Source organism: Saccharibacter sp. 17.LH.SD (assembly GCF_009834805.1).
GTDB lineage: Bacteria > Pseudomonadota > Alphaproteobacteria > Acetobacterales > Acetobacteraceae > Saccharibacter.
Map to the genome: position 1 here is coordinate 321,011 of NZ_WVHO01000011.1, position 25,908 is coordinate 346,918.

The 25,908-nt window shown below is 49.2% G+C and carries 21 protein-coding genes; 15 read left to right on the forward strand and 6 right to left on the reverse strand.

Going from position 1 to position 25,908, the window contains the following annotated elements:
• Window positions 1–208 precede the first annotated feature (208 nt).
• Window positions 209–961, forward strand: coding sequence for a 2,3-diphosphoglycerate-dependent phosphoglycerate mutase (gpmA, locus tag GS501_RS08175; RefSeq protein WP_160831364.1), 753 nt, complete (start codon window positions 209–211; stop codon window positions 959–961).
• 138 nt (window positions 962–1,099) lie between these two features.
• On the opposite strand, the gene GS501_RS08180 is transcribed toward gpmA, so the two are convergent.
• Window positions 1,100–2,014: a LysR substrate-binding domain-containing protein gene (locus GS501_RS08180; protein WP_160831365.1), complete on the reverse strand. Its 915-nt coding sequence runs from the start codon at window positions 2,012–2,014 to the stop codon at window positions 1,100–1,102.
• Window positions 2,015–2,340: 326 nt separating this feature from the next.
• Here GS501_RS08180 and GS501_RS08185 point away from each other — a divergent pair, with 326 nt between their 5' ends.
• A complete protein-coding gene (locus GS501_RS08185) occupies window positions 2,341–3,189 on the forward strand; it encodes an MBL fold metallo-hydrolase (protein WP_237442480.1) in 849 nt (282 codons plus the stop codon).
• 38 nt (window positions 3,190–3,227) lie between these two features.
• Here the strand turns inward: GS501_RS08185 and rdgB are convergent, their stop codons facing one another.
• Both rdgB and rph read right to left on the reverse strand, forming a co-directional pair.
• Window positions 3,228–3,851 (reverse strand): RdgB/HAM1 family non-canonical purine NTP pyrophosphatase, encoded by a 624-nt coding sequence (gene rdgB, locus GS501_RS08190; RefSeq protein WP_160831366.1) that lies wholly within the window; start codon window positions 3,849–3,851, stop codon window positions 3,228–3,230.
• Between the two features lie 6 nt (window positions 3,852–3,857).
• Window positions 3,858–4,565, reverse strand: coding sequence for a ribonuclease PH (gene rph / locus GS501_RS08195; RefSeq protein ID WP_160831466.1), 708 nt, complete (start codon window positions 4,563–4,565; stop codon window positions 3,858–3,860).
• Window positions 4,566–4,722: 157 nt separating this feature from the next.
• Here rph and GS501_RS08200 point away from each other — a divergent pair, with 157 nt between their 5' ends.
• The 8 genes from GS501_RS08200 to GS501_RS08235 all read left to right on the forward strand — a co-directional run bounded on the left by GS501_RS08200 (window position 4,723) and on the right by GS501_RS08235 (window position 15,785).
• A complete protein-coding gene (locus GS501_RS08200; protein WP_160831367.1) occupies window positions 4,723–7,233 on the forward strand; it encodes a penicillin-binding protein 1A in 2,511 nt (836 codons plus the stop codon).
• A 38-nt stretch (window positions 7,234–7,271) separates the two neighbouring features.
• Window positions 7,272–8,403, forward strand: a protein-coding gene (gene prfB, locus GS501_RS08205; RefSeq protein ID WP_160831368.1) for a peptide chain release factor 2 whose coding sequence is annotated in 2 segments (ribosomal slippage) — window positions 7,272–7,340 and window positions 7,342–8,403 — 1,131 coding nt in all. Because the reading frame shifts where the segments join, the coding sequence is not laid out codon by codon here.
• A 499-nt stretch (window positions 8,404–8,902) separates the two neighbouring features.
• Window positions 8,903–9,607: an energy transducer TonB gene (locus GS501_RS10085; protein WP_160831369.1), complete on the forward strand. Its 705-nt coding sequence runs from the start codon at window positions 8,903–8,905 to the stop codon at window positions 9,605–9,607.
• 184 nt (window positions 9,608–9,791) lie between these two features.
• Window positions 9,792–10,871 carry a MotA/TolQ/ExbB proton channel family protein gene (locus GS501_RS08215; RefSeq protein ID WP_160831370.1) on the forward strand — a complete coding sequence of 360 codons (1,080 nt, stop codon included), beginning with the start codon at window positions 9,792–9,794 and terminating at the stop codon, window positions 10,869–10,871.
• Between the two features lie 4 nt (window positions 10,872–10,875).
• Window positions 10,876–11,301: a biopolymer transporter ExbD gene (locus GS501_RS08220; protein ID WP_160831371.1), complete on the forward strand. Its 426-nt coding sequence runs from the start codon at window positions 10,876–10,878 to the stop codon at window positions 11,299–11,301.
• Window positions 11,302–11,421: 120 nt separating this feature from the next.
• Window positions 11,422–11,862: a biopolymer transporter ExbD gene (locus GS501_RS08225; RefSeq protein WP_160831372.1), complete on the forward strand. Its 441-nt coding sequence runs from the start codon at window positions 11,422–11,424 to the stop codon at window positions 11,860–11,862.
• Window positions 11,863–11,865: 3 nt separating this feature from the next.
• On the forward strand, window positions 11,866–13,146 hold the full coding sequence (locus GS501_RS08230) for a hypothetical protein (RefSeq protein ID WP_160831373.1): 1,281 nt from the start codon (window positions 11,866–11,868) through the stop codon (window positions 13,144–13,146).
• Window positions 13,147–13,325: 179 nt separating this feature from the next.
• Entirely contained in the window at window positions 13,326–15,785 is a 2,460-nt protein-coding gene (locus GS501_RS08235; protein WP_160831374.1) for a mechanosensitive ion channel domain-containing protein, read from the forward strand.
• Window positions 15,786–15,982: 197 nt separating this feature from the next.
• On the opposite strand, the gene GS501_RS08240 is transcribed toward GS501_RS08235, so the two are convergent.
• Window positions 15,983–16,150, reverse strand: coding sequence for a YqaE/Pmp3 family membrane protein (locus tag GS501_RS08240; RefSeq protein WP_160831467.1), 168 nt, complete (start codon window positions 16,148–16,150; stop codon window positions 15,983–15,985).
• Between the two features lie 377 nt (window positions 16,151–16,527).
• Between GS501_RS08240 and GS501_RS08245 the strand changes: the two genes are divergently transcribed.
• On the forward strand, window positions 16,528–18,921 hold the full coding sequence (locus GS501_RS08245; RefSeq protein WP_160831375.1) for a mechanosensitive ion channel family protein: 2,394 nt from the start codon (window positions 16,528–16,530) through the stop codon (window positions 18,919–18,921).
• 139 nt (window positions 18,922–19,060) lie between these two features.
• Window positions 19,061–19,342 (forward strand): YciI family protein, encoded by a 282-nt coding sequence (locus GS501_RS08250; RefSeq protein ID WP_160831376.1) that lies wholly within the window; start codon window positions 19,061–19,063, stop codon window positions 19,340–19,342.
• A gap of 47 nt (window positions 19,343–19,389) precedes the next feature.
• On the opposite strand, the gene GS501_RS08255 is transcribed toward GS501_RS08250, so the two are convergent.
• A complete protein-coding gene (locus GS501_RS08255; protein ID WP_160831377.1) occupies window positions 19,390–19,803 on the reverse strand; it encodes a helix-turn-helix transcriptional regulator in 414 nt (137 codons plus the stop codon).
• Between the two features lie 14 nt (window positions 19,804–19,817).
• Entirely contained in the window at window positions 19,818–20,471 is a 654-nt protein-coding gene (locus tag GS501_RS08260; RefSeq protein WP_160831378.1) for a peroxiredoxin, read from the reverse strand.
• A 308-nt stretch (window positions 20,472–20,779) separates the two neighbouring features.
• Here GS501_RS08260 and cydD point away from each other — a divergent pair, with 308 nt between their 5' ends.
• The 3 genes from cydD (at window position 20,780) to GS501_RS08275 (ending at window position 25,908) form a co-directional block, all read left to right on the forward strand.
• Window positions 20,780–22,468 carry a thiol reductant ABC exporter subunit CydD gene (gene cydD, locus GS501_RS08265; RefSeq protein WP_160831379.1) on the forward strand — a complete coding sequence of 563 codons (1,689 nt, stop codon included), beginning with the start codon at window positions 20,780–20,782 and terminating at the stop codon, window positions 22,466–22,468.
• Window positions 22,465–24,168 carry a thiol reductant ABC exporter subunit CydC gene (gene cydC / locus GS501_RS08270; protein WP_160831380.1) on the forward strand — a complete coding sequence of 568 codons (1,704 nt, stop codon included), beginning with the start codon at window positions 22,465–22,467 and terminating at the stop codon, window positions 24,166–24,168. The genes cydD and cydC overlap by 4 nt, the downstream gene beginning before the upstream one ends.
• Before the next feature lie 129 nt (window positions 24,169–24,297).
• On the forward strand, window positions 24,298–25,908 hold the full coding sequence (locus tag GS501_RS08275) for a cytochrome ubiquinol oxidase subunit I (RefSeq protein WP_160831381.1): 1,611 nt from the start codon (window positions 24,298–24,300) through the stop codon (window positions 25,906–25,908).

Below are 25,908 nucleotides of genomic sequence, written 5' to 3' on the forward strand. Positions count from 1 at the left end.
CGTTTCTTTTGCTCTTTGGAACTTAGTCCCCATGGCCTGAATCTCACCTGAGACTTCAGCAAGCGCCGCATAACAGACATACCTTACGCAAAGCATTATTTTGGATTAGCATGCCTGCGGCAACGCGCTCTTCTCACCAAGACAGATAGAGCGTAACCCGATCCCACACTCTCTGTGGAATCGCTAACGGGAAGTAAGGAGGTTAGCCATGGCTATCACAAAATTAGTTCTGGTTCGCCACGGCGAAAGTGAATGGAACAAAGAAAACCGCTTTACTGGTTGGTATGACGCTGAACTGTCAGACAAGGGCCGCCAGGAAGCCAAAGCCGCTGGTGAACTGCTAAAGAAAGAAGGTTTTTCTTTCGATTATGCTTACACATCCGTTCTAAAGCGGGCTATCCACACATTGTGGAACGTGCTTGATGCCGTAAACCAACCTTGGTTGCCAGTGGAGAAGTCATGGCGCCTTAATGAGCGTCATTATGGTGCACTTCAGGGCCTCAACAAAGCTGAAACCGCTGCTAAATACGGCGAAGATCAAGTTAAGCAATGGCGTCGTGGTTTCGCTGTAACCCCACCAGCTCTTGAGCGGGACGATGAGCGTTTCCCTGGAAAAGACCCACGTTACGCAAAACTAACGCCACAGCAATTGCCAACAACAGAGAGCCTTGCGCTTACCATTGAGCGCGTTATTCCTTACTGGGAGACCGTTATTCTTCCACGCCTAAAGAATGGCGAAAAGGTTATTATCGCTGCTCACGGTAATTCACTACGTGCACTTGTGAAATACATCGATAACATCAGTGATGAGGCTATTATTGATGTAAACATTCCAACAGGTGCACCACTGGTTTATGAATTCGACGAGAACTTCAAACCTGTGAAGCATTACTACCTTGGCAACGCTGAAGAGATTGCTGCACGTGCAGCAGCTGTTGCTAACCAAGGAAAAGGCAAATAATTATTTGCTGCTATTAAGTTAGCGTAATGAAGGGGCTGTATTTTTGAAGGCCCCTTCAACGTTGATATCATTCAAAAATTAATATTATTTTTGTATTTAACTACATGAAATTACTTACAAATACCCTACCATCAAACCTCAAGTTTGAGAAATATTTACGCTATGACCGCCTGCCGACTTGGCCTCTTGGATAAGCCAATGTGCAAAATTTTGAATTGGCGTACGACTTAACCTAAGAGGTTCAGGCAAAATGAGACAGAATGTCTTAGAAAGTACATTACTCGCAGGCCAAGGGGCAATCAGACGACCATCCAATAAGTCACGTTCGACATACAAACGGGGCACCAGCGCAACGCCGAGCTCCGATAACGCAGCTTCAATTAACATGATATGCAGATCGTAACGGGCGCCGATTGCGGGATTTGTCAATGTAAGGCCAGTGTCCTGTGCATATTGATGCCATGCATCCGGATTTTGCCACCTATGAAGACGCGGTAAGTCATCGAGTATGTTTGTTTTTTTTCTCTCTAAAAGAGCTGGATGACAAACAGGGATCAACACCTCGTTCAATAGATGATGAATCCGCATTCCTGCCCACGCCGGATGATCAAAATGAATTGCCGCATCAAAACCACTCCCTGTAAGCACGAAAGGGTCCATTCGCTCTGCAAGATGTATAGTGATATTTGGATGACGCTCCTCAAAGCCTCTTAATCGAGGAATTAACCATCTTGTCGCAAAAGTTGGCAAGGTCGCAATATCAAGGCTTGCGCTGCCACTCGGTTGTCTCATGAGCAATTGACTATCACGTTCTAAACGGTCAAGTATTTCTCGCACCTGAGCCGCATAACGCTCCCCGTTTGGAAGAAGCCGCACACGATTACCAACACGCTCGAACAATGTCGTCTCTAGAAAAGACTCAAGCCGAGCAATTTGACGACTAATGGCTCCCTCTGTCAGGGATAATTCACTCGCTGCACGGGAAAAGCTTCCGTGACGCGCAGCTGCTTCAAAAGCCATGAGTGCAGAATTACTTGGTATTTTACGACGCACGAATAGACCTTGCTCTTTAATGACATTAGGTCATCAAAGAATGATCTAATATCGTTATATGAACGGAAATGACCCGTTTATCATGATAAATACTCAATAACGATATAGGAATTGACGGGCACCCATTCATTACACTGACCTAATCATGATTCCGCCATCCAACCCGATAAGCTCTTTAGCAACATGTAAGAAGGCCAATGATCTTTCATCCATCTAGGCGTTTCCTTAGACAAACATTATGCCATCACATTGGAGGGAAATCCCCAAATACAGATAGCGCTCCCTATTTGGGCTACCCTGAACTAATTGAAGACTAGGAAATAAAAATGATGTCAGATTTACAATTCCCTTGCCTGCACATTGGAGAGTTCACAGTCACGGCGATTAGTGACGGAAATATCACCGCTGACCTAAGTCTTCTTTCAAATATCGAACCCAAATATGTCGCAGAAATGGAAAAGGTAGCAGGAATAAAAGAGAGCTCTACCATTCATATAAATTGCTACCTAATACGCGGAAGAGGGCACACAGTTCTTATTGATGCTGGAGCTGGTGGTTTTAAACAATGGGGAGGCCTGTTGGAGGATAATCTCTCAAAAATTGGTGTTCATCCCCATGAAATCGATACTATTTTGCTAACACATGCCCATCCGGATCATGTGGCTGGACTTTTAAATAAACATGGAAACCCCATCTTCTCAAATGCAGAACTTGTTATCCACCAACAAGAAATCGAGTTCTGGCAAAACGACGGAAATCTAAGCCGTGCAAATGAACGAACTCAAGGAAATTTCCTGATAGCTCGTCAGGTATTTGAGAAATATCGAGATCAATTACGCCTCTTCAAGGGTGGCGACGTATCCCCTGGCCTGACAGCTATGCCTCTATTGGGACATACCGCGGGGCATACTGGATATCGACTTGAATCTAAGGGACAGAACCTGTTGATTTGGGGCGACATCGTCCATTTCCCGGAAATCCAAATTCCACGTCCAGATGTATCGATCGCTTTCGACTTAGACCCACTTCTTGCAGCAAAGACACGCACAACATTGCTTGACCTTGCCCATTCGGAACAATTGTTAATTGCTGGAATGCATCTTCGTGAACGTGGTTTCGGGCATATCAAAAGAAAAGAAACCGGCTACACCCTGGTGTATGAAAACCCATCATAAACTGATGATATAGCGACACATGAGAAAGCCGATTATCCCTAAGGCTCCACACACTCTTTCAAAAAGCGTTCTGCGGCTTGCCCACGATGGCTGAAGCGATTTTTTTCTGCCTCGGTCATCTCCGCAAATGTCCGGCTTTCCCCTTCAGGGATAAAGATAGGATCATATCCATGCCCGTGCGTCCCACGAGCTGGAAAATGAACCCGTCCTTGGCATGCGCCAGAGACAAAGCGATAGGCCCCATCCGGCCATGCTAAGCACAGCACAACCTTAAAAGATGCGGAACGGTCTTGCGAGCCCGTTTCAGCCAATTCACGTTCTACACGTGCCATTGCCTTCTTCATATCACGATCGGGCCCCGCCCAGCGGGCTGAATATACCCCAGGACGATCACCCAATGCTGCGACACAAAAGCCCGAATCATCCGCAAGCGCAGGAAACCCTGTCGCTTCAGCCGCTGCACGCGCCTTGATCAAGGCGTTTCCTTCGAAACTATCCGCATCTTCTTCAGGTTCTGGTAAGTTCAATGCAGCAGCAGAACGCACAACAACACCGCTTGGCGCCAAAAGCGATGAAAACTCTCGCAACTTACCAGCATTATGACTGGCAAGAACAATCTCCTCGCCTTTAGACAATCGGCGCGTTGTTTCTGCATTACCCATTAATGATTACCCTTCTAATGCTTTGCGCTGTAGTTCAAACAATTCATGCGTGCCTTTTTGGGCCAACGCAAAGAGCTGCATAAACTCTTCAGGACGGAATGGCTTATCCTCTGCCGTTCCCTGGACTTCAACAATCCCACCGTCAGCCGTTAAAACGAAGTTTGTATCCGCTTGAGCTGAACTATCTTCATTATAATCCAGATCTAACACAGCACCTGCCTGGGTAAGGCCGCATGAAACAGCTGCCACCTGCCCGGTCAAAGCGAAGGATTTTTTCATTCCTTTTAATGCCTGTGCCAGAGCCACCCACGCCCCTGTAATTGAAGCACAACGTGTTCCACCATCGGCGTTCAAGACATCGCAATCCAATGTGATAGAACATTCCCCTAAGGCTTTTAAGTCCACGCACGCACGAAGAGAGCGCCCAATAAGACGCTGAATTTCCTGCGTCCGGCCTGATTGTTTCCCTTTCGCAGCTTCTCTCAACCCACGCGTATGCGTTGCACGCGGAAGCATACCATATTCAGCGGTAATCCAACCTTGCCCTTGACCACGTAAAAAAGGCGGCACACGTGTTTCAACAGACGCCGTGCATAAAACTTCTGTTCCACCAGCACGAATCAACACGGACCCTTCAGCATGATGAGAAAAACCTGGCTCAATCGATAAAGGACGGAGCTCATCAGCTGCACGACCGGAGGGGCGTTGGGACATCATTAATTCATCCTGTAAGAAATTTCATTTTATACCGCAGCCAGGGTATCACAGCCTTCTTTCCTCGAATAGGAGCCAAAATTTCCACATAATTTCCTAATATTCTGGTGGTTAGACCAGCTTTCCGTCTCCTCCTCGCCCATGTTATAAGTATGGTATGACGCGTTCTCCTCTCCGCCCTGATGGCTCTTCACCCGCTCGTACACCACGCTTTCGTCGTGTACGCATCGCCTTCGCTCTATTGCTCGGCACCACCACGATCGGTTTAGGAGGAAGCGTCCTAGCGGCCTGGGGGCTCTACGGCCACCTCAGCGCAAACCTCCCTGATATTAATGCACTTCAGCATTATCATCCCCCTGTCGTCAGTCGACTTTATACATCAGATGACCGTCTGATGGCCGAACTCTCCCATGAACGTCGTATTTACGTTCCCATCAGCGCCATTCCACAACGCGTCCGAAACGCCTTTATTGCCGCAGAGGATCAAAGTTTTTACCATCATGGTGGGATAGACTATTTCGCCATTGCTCGCGCAGGCCTTACTGATCTTTTTGCCCGACATGGCAAACGCCCATTAGGGGCCTCCACGATTACGCAACAAGTCGCCAAAGTCATGTTGCTCAACAACAATGTATTGAGTCTGGGACGTAAAGCACGTGAAGCAATACTGGCCCTTCGCATAGAAGAGAGTCTTTCAAAAGATCGCATTTTAGAAATCTATCTTAACGGTATTTACCTCGGCGACGGTGCTTATGGTGTTGAAGCCGCAGCACAAGCTTTTTTCAATAAAACTCTTGATCAACTCGACAATGCGGAAGCGGCCATGCTGGGTAGCATGCCTAAATCACCCACTAACTATAATCCATTCTTACACCCAAAAGCCGCTCTGTGGCGCCGCAATTGGGTACTCGACCGTATGACCGAAATTGGGGCGATCACCCGACAAGAAGCCGAAGACGCAAAGCAAGAACCTTTAGTGCCCCAAAGCCGCCAACGCATGGGACCATTACCCGCAACGGAATGGTTTTCTGCAGAAGTTCGGCGTCAACTAACCTCCCAATATGGCGAGGCCCAAACAGCTGAGGGAGGGTTGGACGTTCACACAAGCCTTGACCCACATCTTCAGCAAGTCAGCACACATATCTTGCAAAATGGCTTGATTCAGTACGCACGGTCTCATGAAGGCTGGCATGGTGTCATAGCCCATCTCAGCAGCATCGACGACTGGGCCACTGCACTCGCTCATCACCCAGCCCCTCTTGGCATGCTCACCACATGGCGTCTTGCCTGCGTTTTATCCCCGAACGGTACTGTCGGCTGGCTTGAAAAACACGAACCGCGCCAAGCAACCATCCGCTCCACCGATATCACATGGAGCCGACGCATGCGCCTTCTCAAACCTGGAGACTTGGTCATGATCGAGCCCCAGAGTGGAGGCGAAGTATCTCTTCAGCAAATTCCTCACGTCGAAGGGGCTACTGTTACGCTGGATGCTCATACAGGGCGTGTACTCGCTTTGGTAGGTGGCTGGTCCTTTCGACAGAGCCAGTTCAACCGCGCCACTCAAGCTCTTCGCCAGCCTGGCTCTTCTTTTAAACCACTCGTCTATCTCGCCGCGATGGAGCATGATATTTCTCCATCCGAAACATTCCAAGATTCTCCAATTTCTTTTGGCAATTGGCATCCACAAAATTACGAACACGACAATTGGGGCGCAACAACGCTCCACGACGCCCTGCGAGAAAGCCGAAACCTCGTCACCATCCGTGTCGCAGCTCATTTAGGAATGGATGCTGTCAGCAGTATCGCCACCCGTTCTGGGATTGTTGATACAATGCCCCCCTATCTTCCTGCGGCTCTTGGGGCCATTGAAACCACTGTTTTACGTGAAGCTGGGGCTTATGCGGCCATTGCTAATGGCGGTCATGTCGTCACCCCAAGTCTCATTGATTATATTCAAGACCCTGAAGGGCAAGTGATTTGGCGCGCCGCAGACCCAACCAAAAGCCTGACCGTTGAGAATAACGTCCCCATCCTTCATGACCCGCGCCCTGTTTTGGCCAGCCCACAAAGCACCTTCCAGATGCAAACAATGATGCGCGATGTTATCGCTCATGGGACAGGTTTCCGCGCAGGCATTGGTATCAACCGCCCTATTGCCGGGAAAACAGGGACGAGCCAAGATTACCACGACGCCTGGTTTGCAGGCTTCTCCCCAGATCTCGTTACCGTTGTATGGATTGGTTACGACACCCCACAATCACTCGGGAAGAATGAAACCGGTGGTAATATTGCGGGCCCAATTTGGAACGAGATCATGAAAGTTGCCCTAGCATCACGTCCAAAACTCGATTTCCCCGAGCCCGATGGCGTAACATTGGCAGAGTATAATACAGGTCGAATTCCAGCGACTGATGCCTTTAAAGCAGGACAAATCCCTGGTGCATCCGTGGTTCTACACGGCTTTGGTTCTGGCACGAAAGCCCTTACAGCAGCAGATAATGGCGCCGATATGGTCCCTGAATCAGAAGATGATATGCCTGGTTCCACTACCCCTCAAAGCAATAACACGTCTTCCTCAAACGCTTCTGAAGCAGCCCCCAAGGGACAACCAGAGCAAAAGAACTCATCACAAGGTGGTGATATTGGCGTAGGGGGGCTATACTGACGCTCTTCTTTTCATAACTCTCTATTGGAGAAAGACTGATGTCGGCTGAGACCGAAGCCCTCTCCGAACAAATTAAGCAGTCCATCGCACTGCTGAGGAGGCATCTTTGACTGGGATGTCTCCAAAACGCGTCTAGCCGAATTAAACCATCAGGCTGAAGACCCAAATTTGTGGAATGACCCCGATTCTGCCCAAAAGCTCATGCGTGAACGGACACTGCTTGCTGGGCAAATTGAGGGTGTGGAACAAATCGAAACAGATACACGCAACACTCTGGAATTAGTCGAACTCGCCGAAATGGAAGGCGATAGCGACGTTATTCAAGACGCTATTGCAACACTTCGTCGACTCGCCGCAGAAGCTCAGAAACGTGAGACCGAAAGCCTCCTCTCTGGCGAAGCTGACAGCAATGACTGCTATCTAGAGGTCAATTCTGGCGCTGGAGGAACAGAGGCTCAAGATTGGGCGCTCATGCTGCTGCGCATGTATACACGTTGGGCTGAAAAACATGGCTATAAAGTCACGCTGATGGAAAACAGTGATGGCGAGCAAGCCGGTATTAAATCTGCAACGATTCTTGTCAGCGGTCCCAACGCTTATGGTTGGCTTAAAACAGAAGCTGGCGTACACCGCCTTGTCCGTATTTCGCCTTTCGATGCTGCAGCACGACGCCAGACATCCTTTGCGTCTGTTTGGGTCTACCCAGTCGTAGATGATACCATTGAGGTAGAAATTCTTGATTCAGACCTACGCGTTGACACATTCCGCGCCTCTGGTGCAGGTGGGCAGCACGTTAATAAAACGGACTCAGCGATCCGAATCACTCATATCCCAACGGGGATCGTCGTCGCGTGCCAAACAGACCGCTCACAACATCGCAACCGTGCAACAGCCATGGAAATGCTCAGAGCGCGCCTCTACGAAGCTGAACTACAGCGTCGCGAAACCGCAGCAGCAGCAGATGAAGCCGCAAAAACAGATATCGGGTGGGGGCACCAGATCCGCTCTTATGTTCTTGCCCCTTATCAATTGGTTAAAGATCTCCGAACGAATACGGAGAAGACCAATCCAGACGCCGTTCTTGATGGTGACCTCGATGAGTTTATGGCGGCCTCTCTGGCACAACGTGTCAGCGCAACCCGCTCTCATGCGAGCGCTATTAGTCAGTAATATCGCCTAACATCGATATACAGGGAGAAAAGCTTTTTGCCTTTTCTCCCCTTCCAAAACGTTATTCATAAAAAATCACGTTCTATAAAGTTATTTTAAAAATAAAAAACACACATATAATAAAATCGTTATATCAACTCGAAACGCGTCCGAAACGTAAGCAAACCGCGCCTTTTTGTTCATCACCCTTCACAAAAAATGAGCAAATAGAATGATCCCCCGTCAAAAATCGACATTTTATTACACTTGCAGCGCTTGACTCTCAGGGGTGATATTGGCCCAATCTACATCGGTGACAACCAGTCCTTATGTAATGTTTCGTGTTATCCCCTTTTCCAGACCTCAACAGATCGGTATGAAAGTGGGGCCCGACGGTTTCATTGCAAAAGCTGGTTCTGGGTCAAGACAACACGCAACCTGACCCGCCACGCTGCCCGGCCAAACTGTCTAGGCAGGCGCCGAGGCGGAAGTAGGAAACAAGGGGTAAGAAGGTTTCGAAATGAAGAGCTACGCCGCCCAACAGCGCAAACCGACTGACTATATTGTCGCGGTTGTCGTGGCCACCTTGGCCATCGGCGTGGTGGTTTATGCCCTGACGCGCCATCCAATTAGCAAGTCTGAGCCTCCCCACGCGCCTATTCAGACGCGCGTCATTACGGAATCACCACCGCCACCGCCACCACCGCCGCCGCCGCCACCTACAATGGTGCAGCCGCCGCCGCCATATATTCCGCCACCAAAGATCAACGTGCCACCGCCGCCGAAGCCCCCTATGCAGCATGTGACGCATCACAAACCTCCGAAGGCCCAACCTCCGGCAACGACGGCAAACCCTGCTCCGGCGCCAAGCCCTGCACCTGCGTCAACAAGTGCAGCATCTAATGCTCCATCACGTTCTTCGGCAGAAGGTGACCATGTCGCAGGGGCCACACCTCTAAACAATGTTCACCCTGATTATCCACAGGATGCTCAAGAAGAGAACCGTGAGGGCTCTGTGACAGCCTCGTGTGATATTCTTGCCAATGGACACCCTGCCCATTGTAAGATTTTGAAAGTCAAAGGTGGGCACGACTTTGCTGAGAGTGCCATGGACTTCCTAGAGAATTCTGGAGTGCGTTATCAGCCTGCCGTCGTTAATGGGCAACCTGTTGTGGAACATAACCATGTGTTGCATGTGGACTTCACCTTAGGAGGAGACGAGTAATAACTTTCCTCTTCTCTACTTTCACCTTCTGCGGGTGATCGTTAACGTAACTTAAATCGTTTTACCTTCTATCCGCTGGGTAGAAGGGCCATTCGAACCCCTGGAAAGATACTTTGGATAGGCTCTCTTTCCGGTGCACCCTCTCTCCCAGCGGGTGCCTGACTTTGACGAGGATATGGGATTCATGACCAGACTGTTCCGCCTTCCTGTAACCCCTGCTTCGCCCAAGGCGCGCGCTGTGACTGGTACGGCCCTGGCTCTCACTCTAGCGCTGGGCAGCCTTTCAGCTTCTACAGCTTTGGCGCAGAGCACGACACAGCCAAACCAGGCAACACAAGCTCCCACCGCGCCTGCAGCTCCTCCCGTTGGAGCTACGCCAGCAGCACCTCCAGCCGGAGCTACTCCAGCTGAGCCACCCGCTGGAACTTCAGCAACTGCCACACAACAACCTGCGGGTGCTCCTACAACAGACACTCCAGCCAATGGCACGCCCGTCAGTGCAACACCTGTAAGCGATAAAGCTGAGGATAGTGCATCCCAAGAAAACCCCTATGGTTTAAAAGCCCTCTGGAAAAACGGGGACATCATTGCGCGCAGCGTGCTCATCATCATGGCTTTAATGTCGATCGGCACCTGGATTATCCTTGTCACAAAATTCATCGAGCAAGCACGTGTCTTTAAAGCAGCACGAGATGCAGGTCGTAATTTTTGGACACAAGATTCCGTTCAGAACGGCGCTAAAACGCTAAAAGCGGACTCCCCTTTCCGTTACATTGCTGAAACCGGTATTGCTGCTGCCCAGCATCATGAAGGCTCCATGCGGGATTCCATTGACCTCCATTCCTGGACGGCTATGTCTATCCAACGTTCAATTGAAACAATTCACACCCGTCTCCAAGGGGGATTGGCATTTCTTGGAACCGTAGGATCCACATCACCCTTTATCGGCCTTTTCGGAACTGTTTGGGGTATTTACCACGCCCTCACAGCTATCGGTATCGCTGGGCAAGCCTCTATTGATAAAGTGGCTGGGCCTGTGGGTGAATCCCTCATCATGACAGCTATCGGTCTTGCTACAGCTGTTCCAGCTGTGTTGGGCTACAACCTCCTAACACGCCGTAATAAAGGCGCAATGGATCGTGTCCGGAATTTTGGATCCGACATTCATTCTGTCCTCATTGGTGGTTACCGTCATGATGTCGGTTTTAGTGCTTCATCAAAAGACGCAGTCCCAACAACGATAACCACCAATCAGCGGGTCTAAGATTATGGCAATGAACGTCGGAGGAAGTGGCGATGACGGCGAGGTGGTGTCGGCAATCAACACCACGCCACTCGTCGACGTCATGTTGGTGCTGCTTATCATCTTTCTCATCACGATCCCTGTCGCAACACATACAGTGAAGGTGAAGCTGCCGGTTGACCACAATCAACCGACACGCACGAAGCCAGGAAACATCGTGCTCGCAGTAACAGCGGATGGCCAAGCTTATTGGAACACAACGCCTTTGCATGGCCATGCAGATATGCTCAATCGCCTTGAAGAAGCCGCACGCCAAAAACCACAACCTCAGATTCAAATCCGAGGTGATAGCCATGCTAAATACATGGCGATCGGTCAAATTGTGGAAGCGTGTCAGGAAGCGGGTATTGTCCATATCGACTTCATTACAGAGCAACCCCACGGTAATTAGACATCTAAACCGGGCTTCATCCACCCAGTAGGGATAAGCCCGGCCCTTTCCCCATCATGAACATGCTCATCTGCTTGGGCATTCTCCCATTTCGAGCATGCGTTTTCTGGAGATCACCTTATGGCTATGAGTGTCGGCTCTGAGAGCACCCACGAAGACGAAGGTATAGTTGATATCAACACAACACCGTTGATTGACGTTATGCTTGTGTTGCTCATTATGCTTATTATTACCATCCCTCTCCAAACTCATTCCGTGTCCATCGATCTTCCCCAGGGGAACCCGCCCCCTTCTACGATCACACCACCGATGGTGACCATCGCCATCAGCTATGACAATTCCATTACGTGGAATGGCACGCCTGTTCCTACAGATGATGACTTACAAGCACGCTTACGCGGTGCAGTCACAGGGCCTGAGGAAAACCAACCAGAGATACATATCCATCCTGATCGTCTTACCGACTATAAAACGGTCGCTCATGTACTCGCTGTTTCTCAACGCCTCGGTGTTACTAAGCTCGGTATCGTTGGCCTCGACCAATTTATGGAAGGACAATAAATCATGTCTCTCCGCTTCGGAAAAACATCACGTTCCATTCTCATGACGAGTGTTTTTGGGTTTGCAGCCTTCGCTTCACATCCTTCATTCACACTCCACGCGCATAAAATTTCCTTCTTTTCGGCTGCTCAGGCGGATGATGTTCTAGGCCAAGAAGTCGGGAATCAATTACAAAAAGCACAAGCAGCTCTTGCAGCACACCATGCTGGGCAAGCCATGACAGCCGTCGACGCTGCCGACGCTGTGAGCCATAAAACCAGCTATGAGACTTATGTCATTGCCCAAATGCGTGCCGCGGTTGCCGCACAGTCAGGCAATACACAGGCCGCTATAAAAGCATATGATGTGCTCATCAATAGCCCTCGCACACCAGCAGCCAGCAGAAAACAAATGCTCATGGCCGAAGCAAGTATGGCCTATAGCGCACGTGACTACACAAGTTCTGCCCGTGCCGCAGCACGCTACTTGCATGATGTAGGCCCAAATCAGCAGATGCAGACATTGCTTATTCAATGTCATTATCTTCAACAAGATTGGAATGGCACGGTGGCCGCGGCGCAAGACGCTATCGCGGCAGACCAAAAGGCTAGAACGACGCCACCCGAGAACCAGTTACAGATGCTTGCTGCAGCCTATGGCAATTTACGCAATATTGCAGGCCAAAACCAAACCTATGTCCAGCTCGTCAAGTATTACCCTCGTGCGCAATATTGGCAAATTCTTATCCATAATTTCGCAAGCGATGCCTCTCTTTCCCCTCGCCTCGTCTTCAATCTGCAGCGCTTGCGCTTAGCAACAGGCGTACTCACCAATCCATCAGATTTCCAGGATATGGCAGAACGTGCCATTCAAATCGGGCTTCCTCAGCTTGCTTTAAACTTGCTTGATGATGGCTACCACCGTCATTTGCTCGGCACAGGCCCCAATGCAGCAGCACAGACACATTTTCATGCCTTTGTAGCTCAACAGGCTGCTAGCGTTAAAAACCAACTCCCCGCCTCTGTTCAGCAAGCCAAGAATAGTTCAGCTGCTGCACCGTCTCTAACGACAGGATATAATCTTGTTCTCAACGGACAAATTGACCAAGGGCTCGAGTTAATCCGTAGCGGTTTGACTAAAAATCCTCGTTTTCCTGATATCGCGAAACTCGAAATGGGAATGGCCCTCATGGATGGTGGTCGCAAAAATGATGCTATCTCCCTCTTTAACAGCATGAACGGTAGCGGCTCCGTCAATGACCTAGCTCAACTCTGGGCCGTTTATCTGCATAGTTCAGGTAAATAACAAATAAACTTTCATTATTGATAGATTAATAAAACGCACGCCCTAAAAGGCGTGCGTTTTTTATTTGTTTTAATAAACCATGCTTTACTGATAAAGTGCCTTATAAAAGCACGATTTTTCTGACAGAATAATCGGCGATCTAATCAGTCCTTATTGTATTAGCTTGGAGACATACGCTCATGCCTAACAGAGCCTTTAGCTCTGGGCGTCATAGCCCTCCGGCACATTCCGTCAGGGATTGCTGGCACCCCATAATGCGTTTACTGCTCTTACCGATTCTTTTAATTGGATTTCTACCAGCAGTCTCTCATGCTGCGAGCGACAATCCCGCAACCATTGCGTCTTCCCAACCCAAAATTGACGCGGCACAGGCTCAACAACTCTTAAGTGTTCTCAATGACGATACAAAGCGTAAGCAATTCGTCACCACACTGACGAATCTTAGCGCCGCTCAAAACGCGACCAAACAAACATCTCTCCCAGATCAGCTCCTTAATAGCCTCTCATCTTTTGGTAATCAGACAATCCAAAAGCTGCATGTGCTTGGCCAAGGGATCATCCAATTTCGCGACATTGGCCCCTGGCTCAACAAAGTTTGGCACAATAACGACCTACAAACGGAAATCTTCCGTATTCTTGTACGCGTCGTCATTATGATTGTTGGCAGTGCTGTCTTATTCCAAGCAATGCGCTTTGTTTTAAGAGTTCCCCGTGAAAAATTGTCAAAAATTGCGGAGGATTCAAATCGGCGCCAAATACATCAAGAAGCACAACGACTGCAGAAAGTAAGCCAAACATCATCGTCCACAGACGACACTCAAAATGACGATGGCACTCCTCCCAACACAGCAGAGCAAACGCTAAAAGACATTAGCCTTGAAGAGCAACTTCGGCGTCAAGGTGCGCTCTCCCGCTTGCTTATCTGTCTGCGGCGGGCTCCTTATGCCTTAGGGAATGCGGCTCTGGATTGCCTGAGCATCCTTATGTTTCCGCTCATGGCTCTCCTCATTCAGAGCCTTGATCCATCGCCCGATGAACAAACACTCCACTCCATATGGACGATTGCCTGGCTCTCTGGAGTTGGCATGGGCGCTTGGATTATCCTACTACGAATTTTCCTCGCACCCAATCAACCGTGGTTTCGCCTCACCATTCTAAACGACTATCCAGCCAAGTTTTTCTACAAGGCTCTACGCCATATCGGCTTTATTATCGCGTGGGGATCAACAGCCCTTATCGTATTGCATGACTGCACCCTGCCCACCAGCGTGTCTTCTGGGCTGGAAAAACTTCTTGCCCTTGCCGTGCATCTAACCATTGCCATCATGATTCTTCAATCTCGTGGGATTATCGAGCACGCATGTAAACAAGCAGGTCGTAATAACAAACGCATTACATCACTGATGCAGCTAGTTGCTCGCACATGGTGGATTGCGGCGCTTTTCTTTGATCTTGCCCTTTGGCTCGTGTGGGCTGCTGATATCCAAGGTGGGTATGAAAGCATTCTACGCTTGTTCATCCGCACCTGTATCGCGCTCATCATTATGCGCGTGATTAGTATTATTTTCTATGGAGGGTTGAGCCGTCTCACACGCTCTTTAAGCGAGTGGAAGTTAAGTAAAGATACACAGAACCGTGTGCTTCGTTACTACCCGCTTGCTTACCGACTTGTAAGCATCATCATGTTCTTCCTAACCGTATTAGCACTCGCTATTGCCTGGGGGGCACCTGTTTATTCTCTCATTGGCCACCAAACACTTGGTGCACAATTATTCTCATCCATTATCACCATTGTCATCGCCTTACTCGTTGGTGTCGTGGCATGGGAGATTGTTAATGTCACCATTGAGAACCAAATTCGCCGCTTAGGACAACAAGACAGCGCAGAACAAAAAACACGGATGGCACGTCTCCGCACGCTCCAGCCAATGTTTCGCATTCTGCTTCTCATCATTCTCGTTATTGTCATCGGTCTTACAGTACTTTCCCAACTGGGCATTAACACAGCACCTCTCCTCGCAAGCGCCTCCATTTTCGGTGTCGCTTTGGGTTTTGGTTCACAAAAGCTCGTGCAAGACTTCATCAGCGGCATTTTCCTGCTTATGGAGAACGCTTTGACGGTGGGTGACTCTGTAACGCTTAATGGTACTTACGGTGCCGTTGAAAAACTATCCCTACGTTCAGTGCACATACGCGCGAACGATGGATCCATAAATATTTTCTCATTCAGCTCTCTCAACCAAGTAACAAACTATAACCGTGACTTCTCGCGTGCGATGATCGCAATTGATGTCTCTTATGATACAGACACAGATGAGGCCATTCGGGTCATGCTCGATATCGCCAAGGGCATGCGAGAAGATCCGCAATTTGCACCGTTGATTATTGATGACTTCAATCTCTGGGGTGTCGCATCCCTTAATGATTATTCTGTCACCATTAAGGGAACCTTTCCCACAACGACATCAGGACGTTGGCCTGTGGAATGGCAATTCTATCGTCGGGTTAAAAAGCGTTTCGAGGAGTGTGGAATCGATATTCCTTTCCCAACGCAAACTCTCAACATTCACCGTATTGATGGTGTAAAGGGAGCGACAGAAGCGTCAAACCACCAACAATCTGAAGCAAAACCTTCCTAATTGTGACGGAGCAATCTGTCCTATCCACTCGATAGGTGGGGATCTTTTCAAGATCCTCACCTTTTAAAAAATAGCACGCACATACAAACAAAGGCTCCTTTCTGGATAGAAAGGAGCCTTTGTTTTAAGGAAGTATTTCTCTAAAGAAACCAACCAATCTCTATGCGGCTATATGAGAATATTACCTATCTTCTTTCTTAACCATGTTCCTCATCATAAGAGCGCAAAGCTAAGAAAGCCCACAGAGCTGCTGGCACCCAACCCAAAACTGTTACTTGGAGAATGAGGCAGATGATACCAGCGATCGGTCGGCCGATCGTGAAAAACGTGACCCAAGGAAGAAAAAATGCAAGCAAAACGCGTATCATTATGGCATCCTTTGACGAACAAAAATGACGGCAGCAAAGGCCACTGCCTTACCCACCTGCCAGTCACTCTATGCATTGTAAACATGGTCAATTTTGTGGCACTCTAACCCGTGTGCCCTTCTCTATGATACCCGTTCTAACAAATCTTGAAAGCCACTGAATTCTAATACGAAAATTTTTATCCCTCATGGGTGTTTTTCCACTTGTCGATATGGCTCATCTGCCTAATTCTACACCCTGCGAAGAAGAGGCTTTACCGGCGCTACACGGAGAACTTTTCATAAGTGGAAAGTTTCATAATATCTCTTTAAGTGCTCTTCTAACCATTTTTGCATTAGTGCCTGTTATAAAATCCAACGGACGACCTAAAACCTATGTCACACCCAGACCGGGAACACCTCCGCCGCTCTTACCGACCCCGGCTATGGAGTCTCTGCCTTTTTTTATTTATTGGATGGGGTATTCTAACCAATATCAGCTACGCCAGCACCCCTAACGCAGCGACAGCTCCTTCTCCCTCCGCTTCAGTTCCTCTTTCCCCAACGGAAGCACAAAAACTTCTTGATACACTTAATAACCCACAAGAGCGTGACCGCTTTACTCAGACCCTCTCACTAATCGCTCGTAGCGCAACCAACGCGCCTCAGCCACAGCCAGGCCCCTCCACGCCGAATCAGGCGATTTTACCTGATTTTCACAGTGGAGTGAGCCTGCTACGTCTTCAAGCTGAACAGGGGCTCAACGATTTTCTTAATCTATTTGAAGACTTTCGCTATATTAGCTCTGAGGTACAAAGCCAGCTTACCTCACCTCAAAAACGCCATTCGATCCTCATCACTCTTGCAAAAGTCGTTGGCGTTCTCCTTATTTCGCTTATCTTGGAAAGAGTCATCAGTCTCGGCTTAAACCCGACTGTACAACGTCTCTTGAGACGCGCTCAATCTATAGACAAACGACCTCTCCCTTCGTCTACCCCTGAATCTCCTTCTGCCGTCACAGGGAAAGCAGAAAATACAGAGGCTCTTCGTGCGGCAGACCAACGACGCCAAGCAGAAACAGTCCGCTTTCTAACACGTATCCCCTATAATATTGGGTTCTTGTTCCTCAAACTGGTCGCCGTTGGCACATTCTATATTGTTGCTCTTATTGCTTACTGGCTTCTTCCATGGGGAGATCTCGATGCTACGGTTCTCTCTATCGTCGGCTATGCCTACGTCATTACACGCTGTTTGTATCTCTTTGTAGAAGCGATACTTGCCCCTCATACATCCGCTATGCGGCTTTTCCCCGCGTCAGACTCTACAGCACTCCTCCTTGTTCGTTGGTGGAAGTATCTTATTAGTCTTCCTGCTATTATCTTTGTCATTTCCAATTTAGGAGATGCCCACTTCATTCTTCTACCACGTGGCGCTGAAGCTCTTGTTCGAGCCCTCGTCCTTATTGAGCATATCTTAATTGCTATTTTCATCTGGCGCGTACGCACTCTTGTCAGCAATTTCTTAACCCCACCACAAGACAGTAAGAACCTTCACCTCAGCAATTTTCTCGCTACAGTCATTCATCTATGGTGGATACCCGCGCTCTTTTTGGATATCTCATTGTGGATCGTCTGGGCTATGCATCGCCCAGGTGGCTATCGCTGGATTTTGCTCACAACAACCTACACTATCGGTGCAATTGCAGGTTTTCGCGTTGTCGCTATTCTCGCTTATGGATTGCAAAACTCGTTATTTCGCATCAGACCATCAATGCTTGAGCGTTTCCCCAACCTTCAGGAGCGCGCTGACCGTTACTACCCCCTCGCCCGCCGTATTTTAACCGGAATACTCATCACCCTTACAGGAATTACACTTTTAGAAATTTGGGGCCTCCCAAGCTATGAGTTTTTCCTAGAAAACCCATTAGGAAACCGAATTTTTGTGACAGGGATCCTGCTCCTTGCCGCTATTTCTGTCGGTGTTCTTATTTGGGAAGGGGTTAATATTTTTCTTGCCCAACAATTGAGTTATTTTGACAAAAATGGCTTCACGTCACGAGCAACACGCCTGAGAACCGTCCTCCCTATTATTCGGACGGTTATGCTTACCCTCATTATTATTATCGTGACAGTAACCACCTTATCGCAAATGGGGATCAACGTTGCACCTCTTCTCACAGGTGCTGGTATCCTTGGTGCTGCCATTGCTTTTGGCTCTCAAAGCCTCGTTAAAGACTTTATTACAGGGTTCTTCATGTTGGTTGAAGATGCCATTCAGGTTGGAGACTGGGTCTCCGCAGGAGGAGCCTCCGGGACAGTAGAAAATCTTTCTATCCGCACCGTGCGCATTCGCGATACGTATGGCGACCTCCACATTATCCCCTTCTCCGCTGTGACCTCTATTACCAACACAGCCCGCGGCTATAATAAGATTATTATTAAGCATCAGCTTGATCTGTCTGAGGATTTTTCCCGCGTTACGGCCATTATGTCCGAAGTGGTTGCCGAAATGCGTGAGGATGAAGTTTTCGGGCCAATGATCCAATCTGACTTCTTAGATCTCGGCGTGGATGAAAGCTCAGCTTCTGGTGCTATCTTAGTCGGCTCTATTCAAACAGCCCCTATGATGAAATGGAAGGTAAAGCGTGAATTTAACCGCCGTGTTGCCAACCGCTTCGCCCGCGCCAAGGTGAATTTCTATACGGGAACTTCCTACATCACAACGCCACCTGACACACCTTTCCACGTAGCAAATGACGTAGAAAAACCGTCAACACCACCTCAACCATAAATAATATCGATAGACTATAGCTTCTAACGAGATCACCTCGAAAGTAGCTATAGTCTAAGCATTTCTTGACAGATATCTTAGCGAAGAGCAGCTTCAAGTGATCGGTCTTCTCTTCCCTTCTTCTCATAACGGAGCATGCATGTTCATCGCCATTGTCTCTTACCTAGCACCACGTGACCAAGTTGCCGCACAGCGCGAAGCACATCGCTCTTTCCTTGATACGCTTTTCCGACGCGATTTACTTCTCGCTTCAGGCCCTAAGAAAAGTGGTGATGGTGGTGTGCTCGTTGTACGAGACGGAATCCAAGAAAAGGAACTAAACGAGTTACTCGCACGAGACCCTTTTGTCACCTCAGGTGTTGCACGCTATGATCTTGTTGAATTTGATGCGGTAAAACAAGCTTCCATTCTCAAAGGCTAATCGTAGAAAAAGCCTCATCCCAAGCTTTTTGATATGGCGTCATGAATTTACAATAAACGCGCGAACATGGCGCCGTGTGCATCCAAAAGTTCTTCTTCTACCTCTTCGGAAGCAGCCGAGGATGATGTGTCTGGTTTCTTTTGCGTGATGATATTTAATATCGCAACAGTCTGCGCTGCTTCCGCGGTTTGGGCTAATGCATAAAATGTTTGGCGTCCTTGCCGATGCGAAATAACAAGGCGTGAACGACGCAGCTGCGCTAAATATTGGCTTAACATTGGCTGTGCAATGCCCGTAAGACGCTCTATATCGGCGACAATACGCTGTTTTTCGCACAGTAAGAACAAAATCACCAATCGTTGGGGCTGAGCGAGTACACGTATTCCTTCAGCGAACTGCCGAGCTTGCTCCTCAGTAACGGGAAGCCTATCCGATAAATCTTTTCCCCCATACGACAACATAAGCCTTACAACACCTATCTATTTTCTCGAGAAGAACTCTCCACCGGGTGAAGAAACCATGTTTTCCCTCGTTGACGCATAGCCTGCTGTGTCTGCACGGGAGGGGCCAATGTCTCTTGACCTGGTTGCCACCCTTCCGGCGTAAGGACATGATGGCGATCCACTTCTTGAAGCGCATCAAGTAACCGCAGCAGCTCTGCGATAGAACGGCCCACTGTTGCCGGATAGGTTAAACTCGCCCGTAGGATTCCTTCAGGGTCGATCACCCTCACAGCCCGTGCTGTCGCACTATCGTGAGCTGTTGGATCAAGCATGCCGTAAATACGCGATAACGTCAGAGACGGGTCTTCAATGATGGGAAAGTTAATTTCCACCCCAAAACGCTCATAAACCATGTCGACCCATGCCAAATGAGATGGAAGACTATCGACAGATAGCCCGAGTAAAACACAGTTGCGTTGGCGAAAATCTGGCTCGGCCCGCGTCATCGCAATAAATTCACTCGTACATACCGGCGTAAACGAGGCTGGGTGAGACATCAACATAACCCAACGCCCCTTTAACTCGCCCAATGTGAAGGTTCCCTGAGTCGTACGCGCCCGGAAATCAGGAGCTTTATCGCCAATACGAAGCGGCTGTATCACCGCATTGTCAGATGACTCATGCATTTGCGCCCCTTTGTTCCATTGCGACTATTCCTTTCTACCCAAGGCATATCAACGAATCCACTCGATTAACTTAAAAAATTTTATTAACTACCCAACATATCTGCCCCGAATTTCAACAAAAAGAAAATTTCTTCATTCTATTTTTCCCTGTTTTCTGCCTTGATTTATGTCAATAACTCCATTTTTTCGGAGTTTTTCAATGAAATTAGGGTTGCATCTTTTAGTAAAGTTATTTTGTTAAGTGACGTAACTCTCCTTAAGAGCTCTTTCTTTGGGAGATGCGCCATTCTGGCAAGGGAGGTCACATCATGGCTGAGTGTCTCAGGGCACACCCACGTCCGACATTGTCAGGGCTGACAAATCGGGCCTCTCTTCCCTTAGCCTTATCCGTTACTCTAGGCGGCATAGGGGCCACCCTCCTAATTGGGCAGATGTATCTTCTGGCCACGATCGTAACGGACATCGCCTTTCGTCATCACACCCTTTATCAAGAGAAAACACTCGCTTTATTATTACTACTCGCCGTCATGCTGCGCGCACTCTGCCAAGCGGGCGCTGATAGCTGTGGTGATCTCGCTGGGCAAAAAGCAACAGCCTCTCTGCGCCTTGAGGTCATAGAACATCTTTTCCAGGTCGGGCCTGTCGGGCTTTCACACCAAAATAGCGGCCATATTGCGACAACCCTTTCAGAAGGGATTGACGCGCTTCAACCCTATATTGCGCGCTATATGCCGCGTGCTGCAGCCATGGTTGTCACACCACTGCTCATCATGGCTGTTGTTTTAAAGCTCGACATATGGAGCTTTCTTATCCTTGCCGTCACAGGGCCACTAATCCCTCTTTTCATGGCGCTCGTTGGCTATGGTGCACAGAGCATCATGGACCGTAAATGGACGGAACTCCTGCTCCTTGGCGCATCCTTTTTAGACATGCTTCAAGGCATCACAACGCTCCGCCTTTTCGGCCGCTCCCGCGACAGCGTCACACTCGTTGCACATATGGCGCATCAACATCGGCAAAGCACAATGGCTGTCATGCGCGTGGCTTTTCTGACTTCAGCGGTCTTAGAATTCTTTTCTAGTCTTTCTATTGCGCTTGTCGCTGTGGCTTTTGGCGCACGGCTCCTCAATGCAAGCTTTGCCTTTCAAGATGCCTTTATTGTGCTCTTGCTTGCTCCAGAATTCTTCATGCCATTGCGTAATTTTTCAGCAAGTTACCATGCACGGCAGAACGCAACGAGTGCTTTTAAACCCATTATCGCGTTACTAAAATTACCCGCGCTCCGTGATCTCCCACCGACAACGCGCCCTTCTCCACTCCCCAATATCTTTACCTTAGAAATCAATGATCTTAGGGCGGGATACGGAAAGGATGAGGACACCCTCAAAGGAGTTTCTGCGACCTTCCGTCCAAACGAGCTCACAGTTATTACTGGAGCAAGCGGAAGCGGAAAAAGCACCCTGTTGCGTCTTCTGTTAGGGATGATGCCCCCTCGCCAAGGGAGCTTATCCCTTCGCCTGACCAATGGCCGCACACACACGATACAAGACGCTCCCATCGGCTGGGTTCCCCAACGCCCATTTATCTTAGCCGATAGCATCTCTGCAAACTTACGGTTAGGAGCTCCGGACGCCAGCGACGAACTTCTGCAACAAATCCTTGAGGAGGTCGGATTGTGGAACACCATCACTGCACTGCCAAACAGCCTTCAAACAATCTTAGGAGAAAATGGAGCCCCTTTCTCAGCAGGGCAAATCCGCCGTTTAGCACTAGCCCGTGCTCTGCTTGGCCATCCACAAATTCTCCTTTTTGATGAGCCTACCTCAGATCTTGATGAAGAAAATGCACGCCTCGTGGCTTCATGCCTAGCCCGTACAGTGCATACAGGACGAATCAGCCTGGCGATTACGCATCGTCACGATCTGTTAGAACAAGCGCATCATATTCTTCATCTTTCTCAAGGGCGCTTGGCTCCCATGGAAAGGAGCGCCGCATGACACAGCGTTCCCCTTCATCTTTCTCCATTCGTCCTTTCCTCTATCACGCCCGCGGTCCTTTGCTGATCGGGCTGTGCCTCTCATGTCTTGCCACATTAGCAAATTTCGGATTGCTCTTTCTCTCCGGGTGGCTCTTGGCAGGTGCTGCTGCTGCCGGTCTTGGCGGAGTCATCACCCAAAACATGTTTAATATGGGCCTCCCCGCAGTCGGCGTACGTTTCTTCGCGACTGTCCGGATCGTGGCCCGCTATGCTGAAAGGCTTGTGACGCATGACGCGGCATTTCGTGTCACAGGGCAACTCCGTACCCATAGCTTCCAAACCCTGATTCCTCGCTCGGAAAGCTTAGCGACACGCACACGCAGCGGTGATGTCCTCACTCGTTTTGTCAATGATACAGAGAAGCTTGGGCAATTCCCCCTTGATGTGCTTCTCCCCACATTATCAGCAACATTCTGCAGCACCGTTTCTGTGGGCATCACGGCTTATTTTAGCCCAAGTGCTGCCTGTGCTTTAGCGGGAGGGCTCCTCATAGGTGGCCTTCTGCTCCCCTGGATGATCGGTCGTCTCACAGATCACCTCGCACAAGCAAATACTCAACGCAGCACTGTCCTCCACAACGATATATTAGAGACCATCCAGGGTATGGCTGATCTTTTATGCTGTGGGGCTGCTCCACGCCAACTGGCACGCATTACAGCACACCAAACGCAGCTAAACCGCCAAACCTTCGCCCACGCATTACGCTGCAATATCATTCGGAATATATTGCCCATTCTGTCCATAGTCTGTGTCCTAAGTGTTATCGCGTGCGCAGCTCATGGGCTGGAAACCGGACAACTCAATGGACCAGAACTCCCCATGTTGGGCATGGGAGCACTCGCTTCTTTTGAAATGATAGCCCCGCTTATGGAGGCACGCCTCGCTCAAGAACGCTTCCGTCAAGCCGCTCTACGTTCAGAAGAACTTTGCTCACTTCCGGTTCTCACACCGCCACCACAAACCACCACGGCACTCCCTTCAGCAAGGGAGCTCTCTTTTGACCAAGTTTCTTTGCGGTTTCATGAGGAAAATCTCCTGAAAGATATCTCCTTTTCTCTGCAGCCAGGGGAACGTATCGCGGTTACGGGCTCGTCTGGAGCAGGGAAATCGACCCTCGCACGCTTGGCTGTACGCCTAATCGACCCTGATCAAGGTCGTATTACGTTTGGTGGCACACCGCTTACCCGTTTCACAACAGAAGATCTCTCAGAGCACATCGGGATGCTCACCCAAACGGCTCACCTCTTCCAAGGAAGCATAAAGCGCAATCTCCTTATGGCTTGCCCAACAGCGACTGACGCCCAAATACACCAAGCTCTTGTTGCCGTCGGGCTCGATGAAGAAATCAATGCTATGCCGAATGGATTAGAGACACTTTGTGGCGACCATGGAGTGAGGCTTTCAGGTGGACAGGCACGGCGCCTTTCTGCCGCGCAAATCCTACTTCGTCGTCCAACACTTCTTGTGCTGGATGAGCCTACAGAAAGTCTTCCCCCTACCACAGGTGTGGCCCTTATGGAGGGTCTACTAACCGCTCTGCCAGAAGCAAGCGTGTTGTGCATCACACACCGGCCAGAACCTCTCTCATTCATGCACCGTATCCTGCATTTGGAATGCGGACATCTCACAGAGAAAGGAGGTGATGCTTCCCCGCACTAGCCCATTCTTTTCGACAGAGGAGATGCTCTCTGGACGAAGCAGGACCACATTGTTCCGCCCAGAGAGCATCTCCACCCCATCGCTCTGACGTATTTCTGTCCACGTCTGTTTGAGAAACAGGAGGTTACTGTGGATCTCATCAACCCACATGTTGTTGATCTATCGCGCTTTCAATTTGCGATGACAGCACTTTACCATTTTATGTTTGTCCCACTCACACTGGGGCTTACTTTTCTTCTTGCGGCTATCGAAACCGTTTATGTCGTCACGGGCCGTGAAATTTACCGCAAGATGGCCAAGTTTTGGGGCCATCTCTTTGCCATCAACTTTGCCCTCGGCGTCGCAACCGGGCTTACGATGGAATTTGAGTTCGGCACAAACTGGTCGATGTATTCGCACTTCTTCGGCGACCTCTTTGGCACTCCCTTAGCCCTTGAAGGCCTCATGGCTTTCTTCATGGAATCCACATTCGTTGGTTTGTTGGTTTTCGGGTGGGATCGCCTCAGCCGTGCCTCCCATCTCGCCGTCACCTACTTGGTTGCTGCGGGATCAAACCTTTCCGCTTTGTGGATCCTGATCGCCAATGCAGGGATGAACGTCCCAGAAGGCACCCACTTCGACCCTGATACCATGCGGATGCAGTTTGATAGCTTCGTCCACCTCGTCTTCAGTGAAGATGCACAAGCGAAGTTTGTTCATACGTCCGTCGCAGGTTATGTCGCTGCTTCCATGCTTATTATGGGAATCAGCGCCTTTTATCTACTCCGCCGTCAACACCGGGAAATGGCGCTCCGCTCTTTCCGTATCGCTACCTTGTTCGGTCTCATCTCTTCTGTCGCGGTAATCACACTTGGTGACGTCCTCGGCCGGATGGATTACCAAAAACAGCCTACAAAGATCGCCGCTATTGAAGGATTGTGGCACACATCAAAACCACCCTTTGCTCCGTGGGCTGCCTTTGCTCTCCCCGATGATGCAAAGCAGGAAAATCACCTAGAAATCGGCATCCCTTTTGTTCTAACACCTCTCATTACCCATAGCTTTAACCAACCTATTACGGGAATGCGTGAGCTTGAAGAACAAGCTGATCCTCATATTCGTTCAGGAATCATCGCTCTTACTGCGTTAAAGCACTATGGCGAAACGCATTCCAAACAAGACCTTGCTGATTTTCGTGCTCACGAAGACGATATGGGCTACGGCTTTCTCGCCATGCGTCACAGCCCTGGCCAAGATGTCAGTACGATCCCTGCCTCTGAGCTGGATCGCATCGTCAAACAAACACAACCAGATATTCTGCCAAATGTTTTCGTTACCTTTTGGTCCTTCCGTATCATGGTTGTTCTGGGTGGCTATTTCTTCATCTTCTTCGCGTTCACAACTCTTCTCAGCTTACGCAACAAGCTAGAAAGTAATCGTTGGATCTTGAAGCTTGCTGTCTGGTCGATCCCTCTTCCTGTCATGGCAACCGAATTTGGGTGGATCACGGCAGAAGCAGGACGTCAGCCATGGACCGTCTTTAACCGTCTTCCAACGTTCCTCTCCTCTTCCAGCCACACTGTGAGTTACATGACCTTCTCACTCGCAGGATTTATTCTGCTCTACAGTGTGCTGATTGTCGCCGAGTTTTACCTCATGTTCCGTTTCGCACGCCGTGGTCCCGAAACGCATGAACCTCAAGAGCAAAACTCCCAAGACAGCGTTGTTTCTAATCTAAACATCGTCCAGGGAGGTCATTAA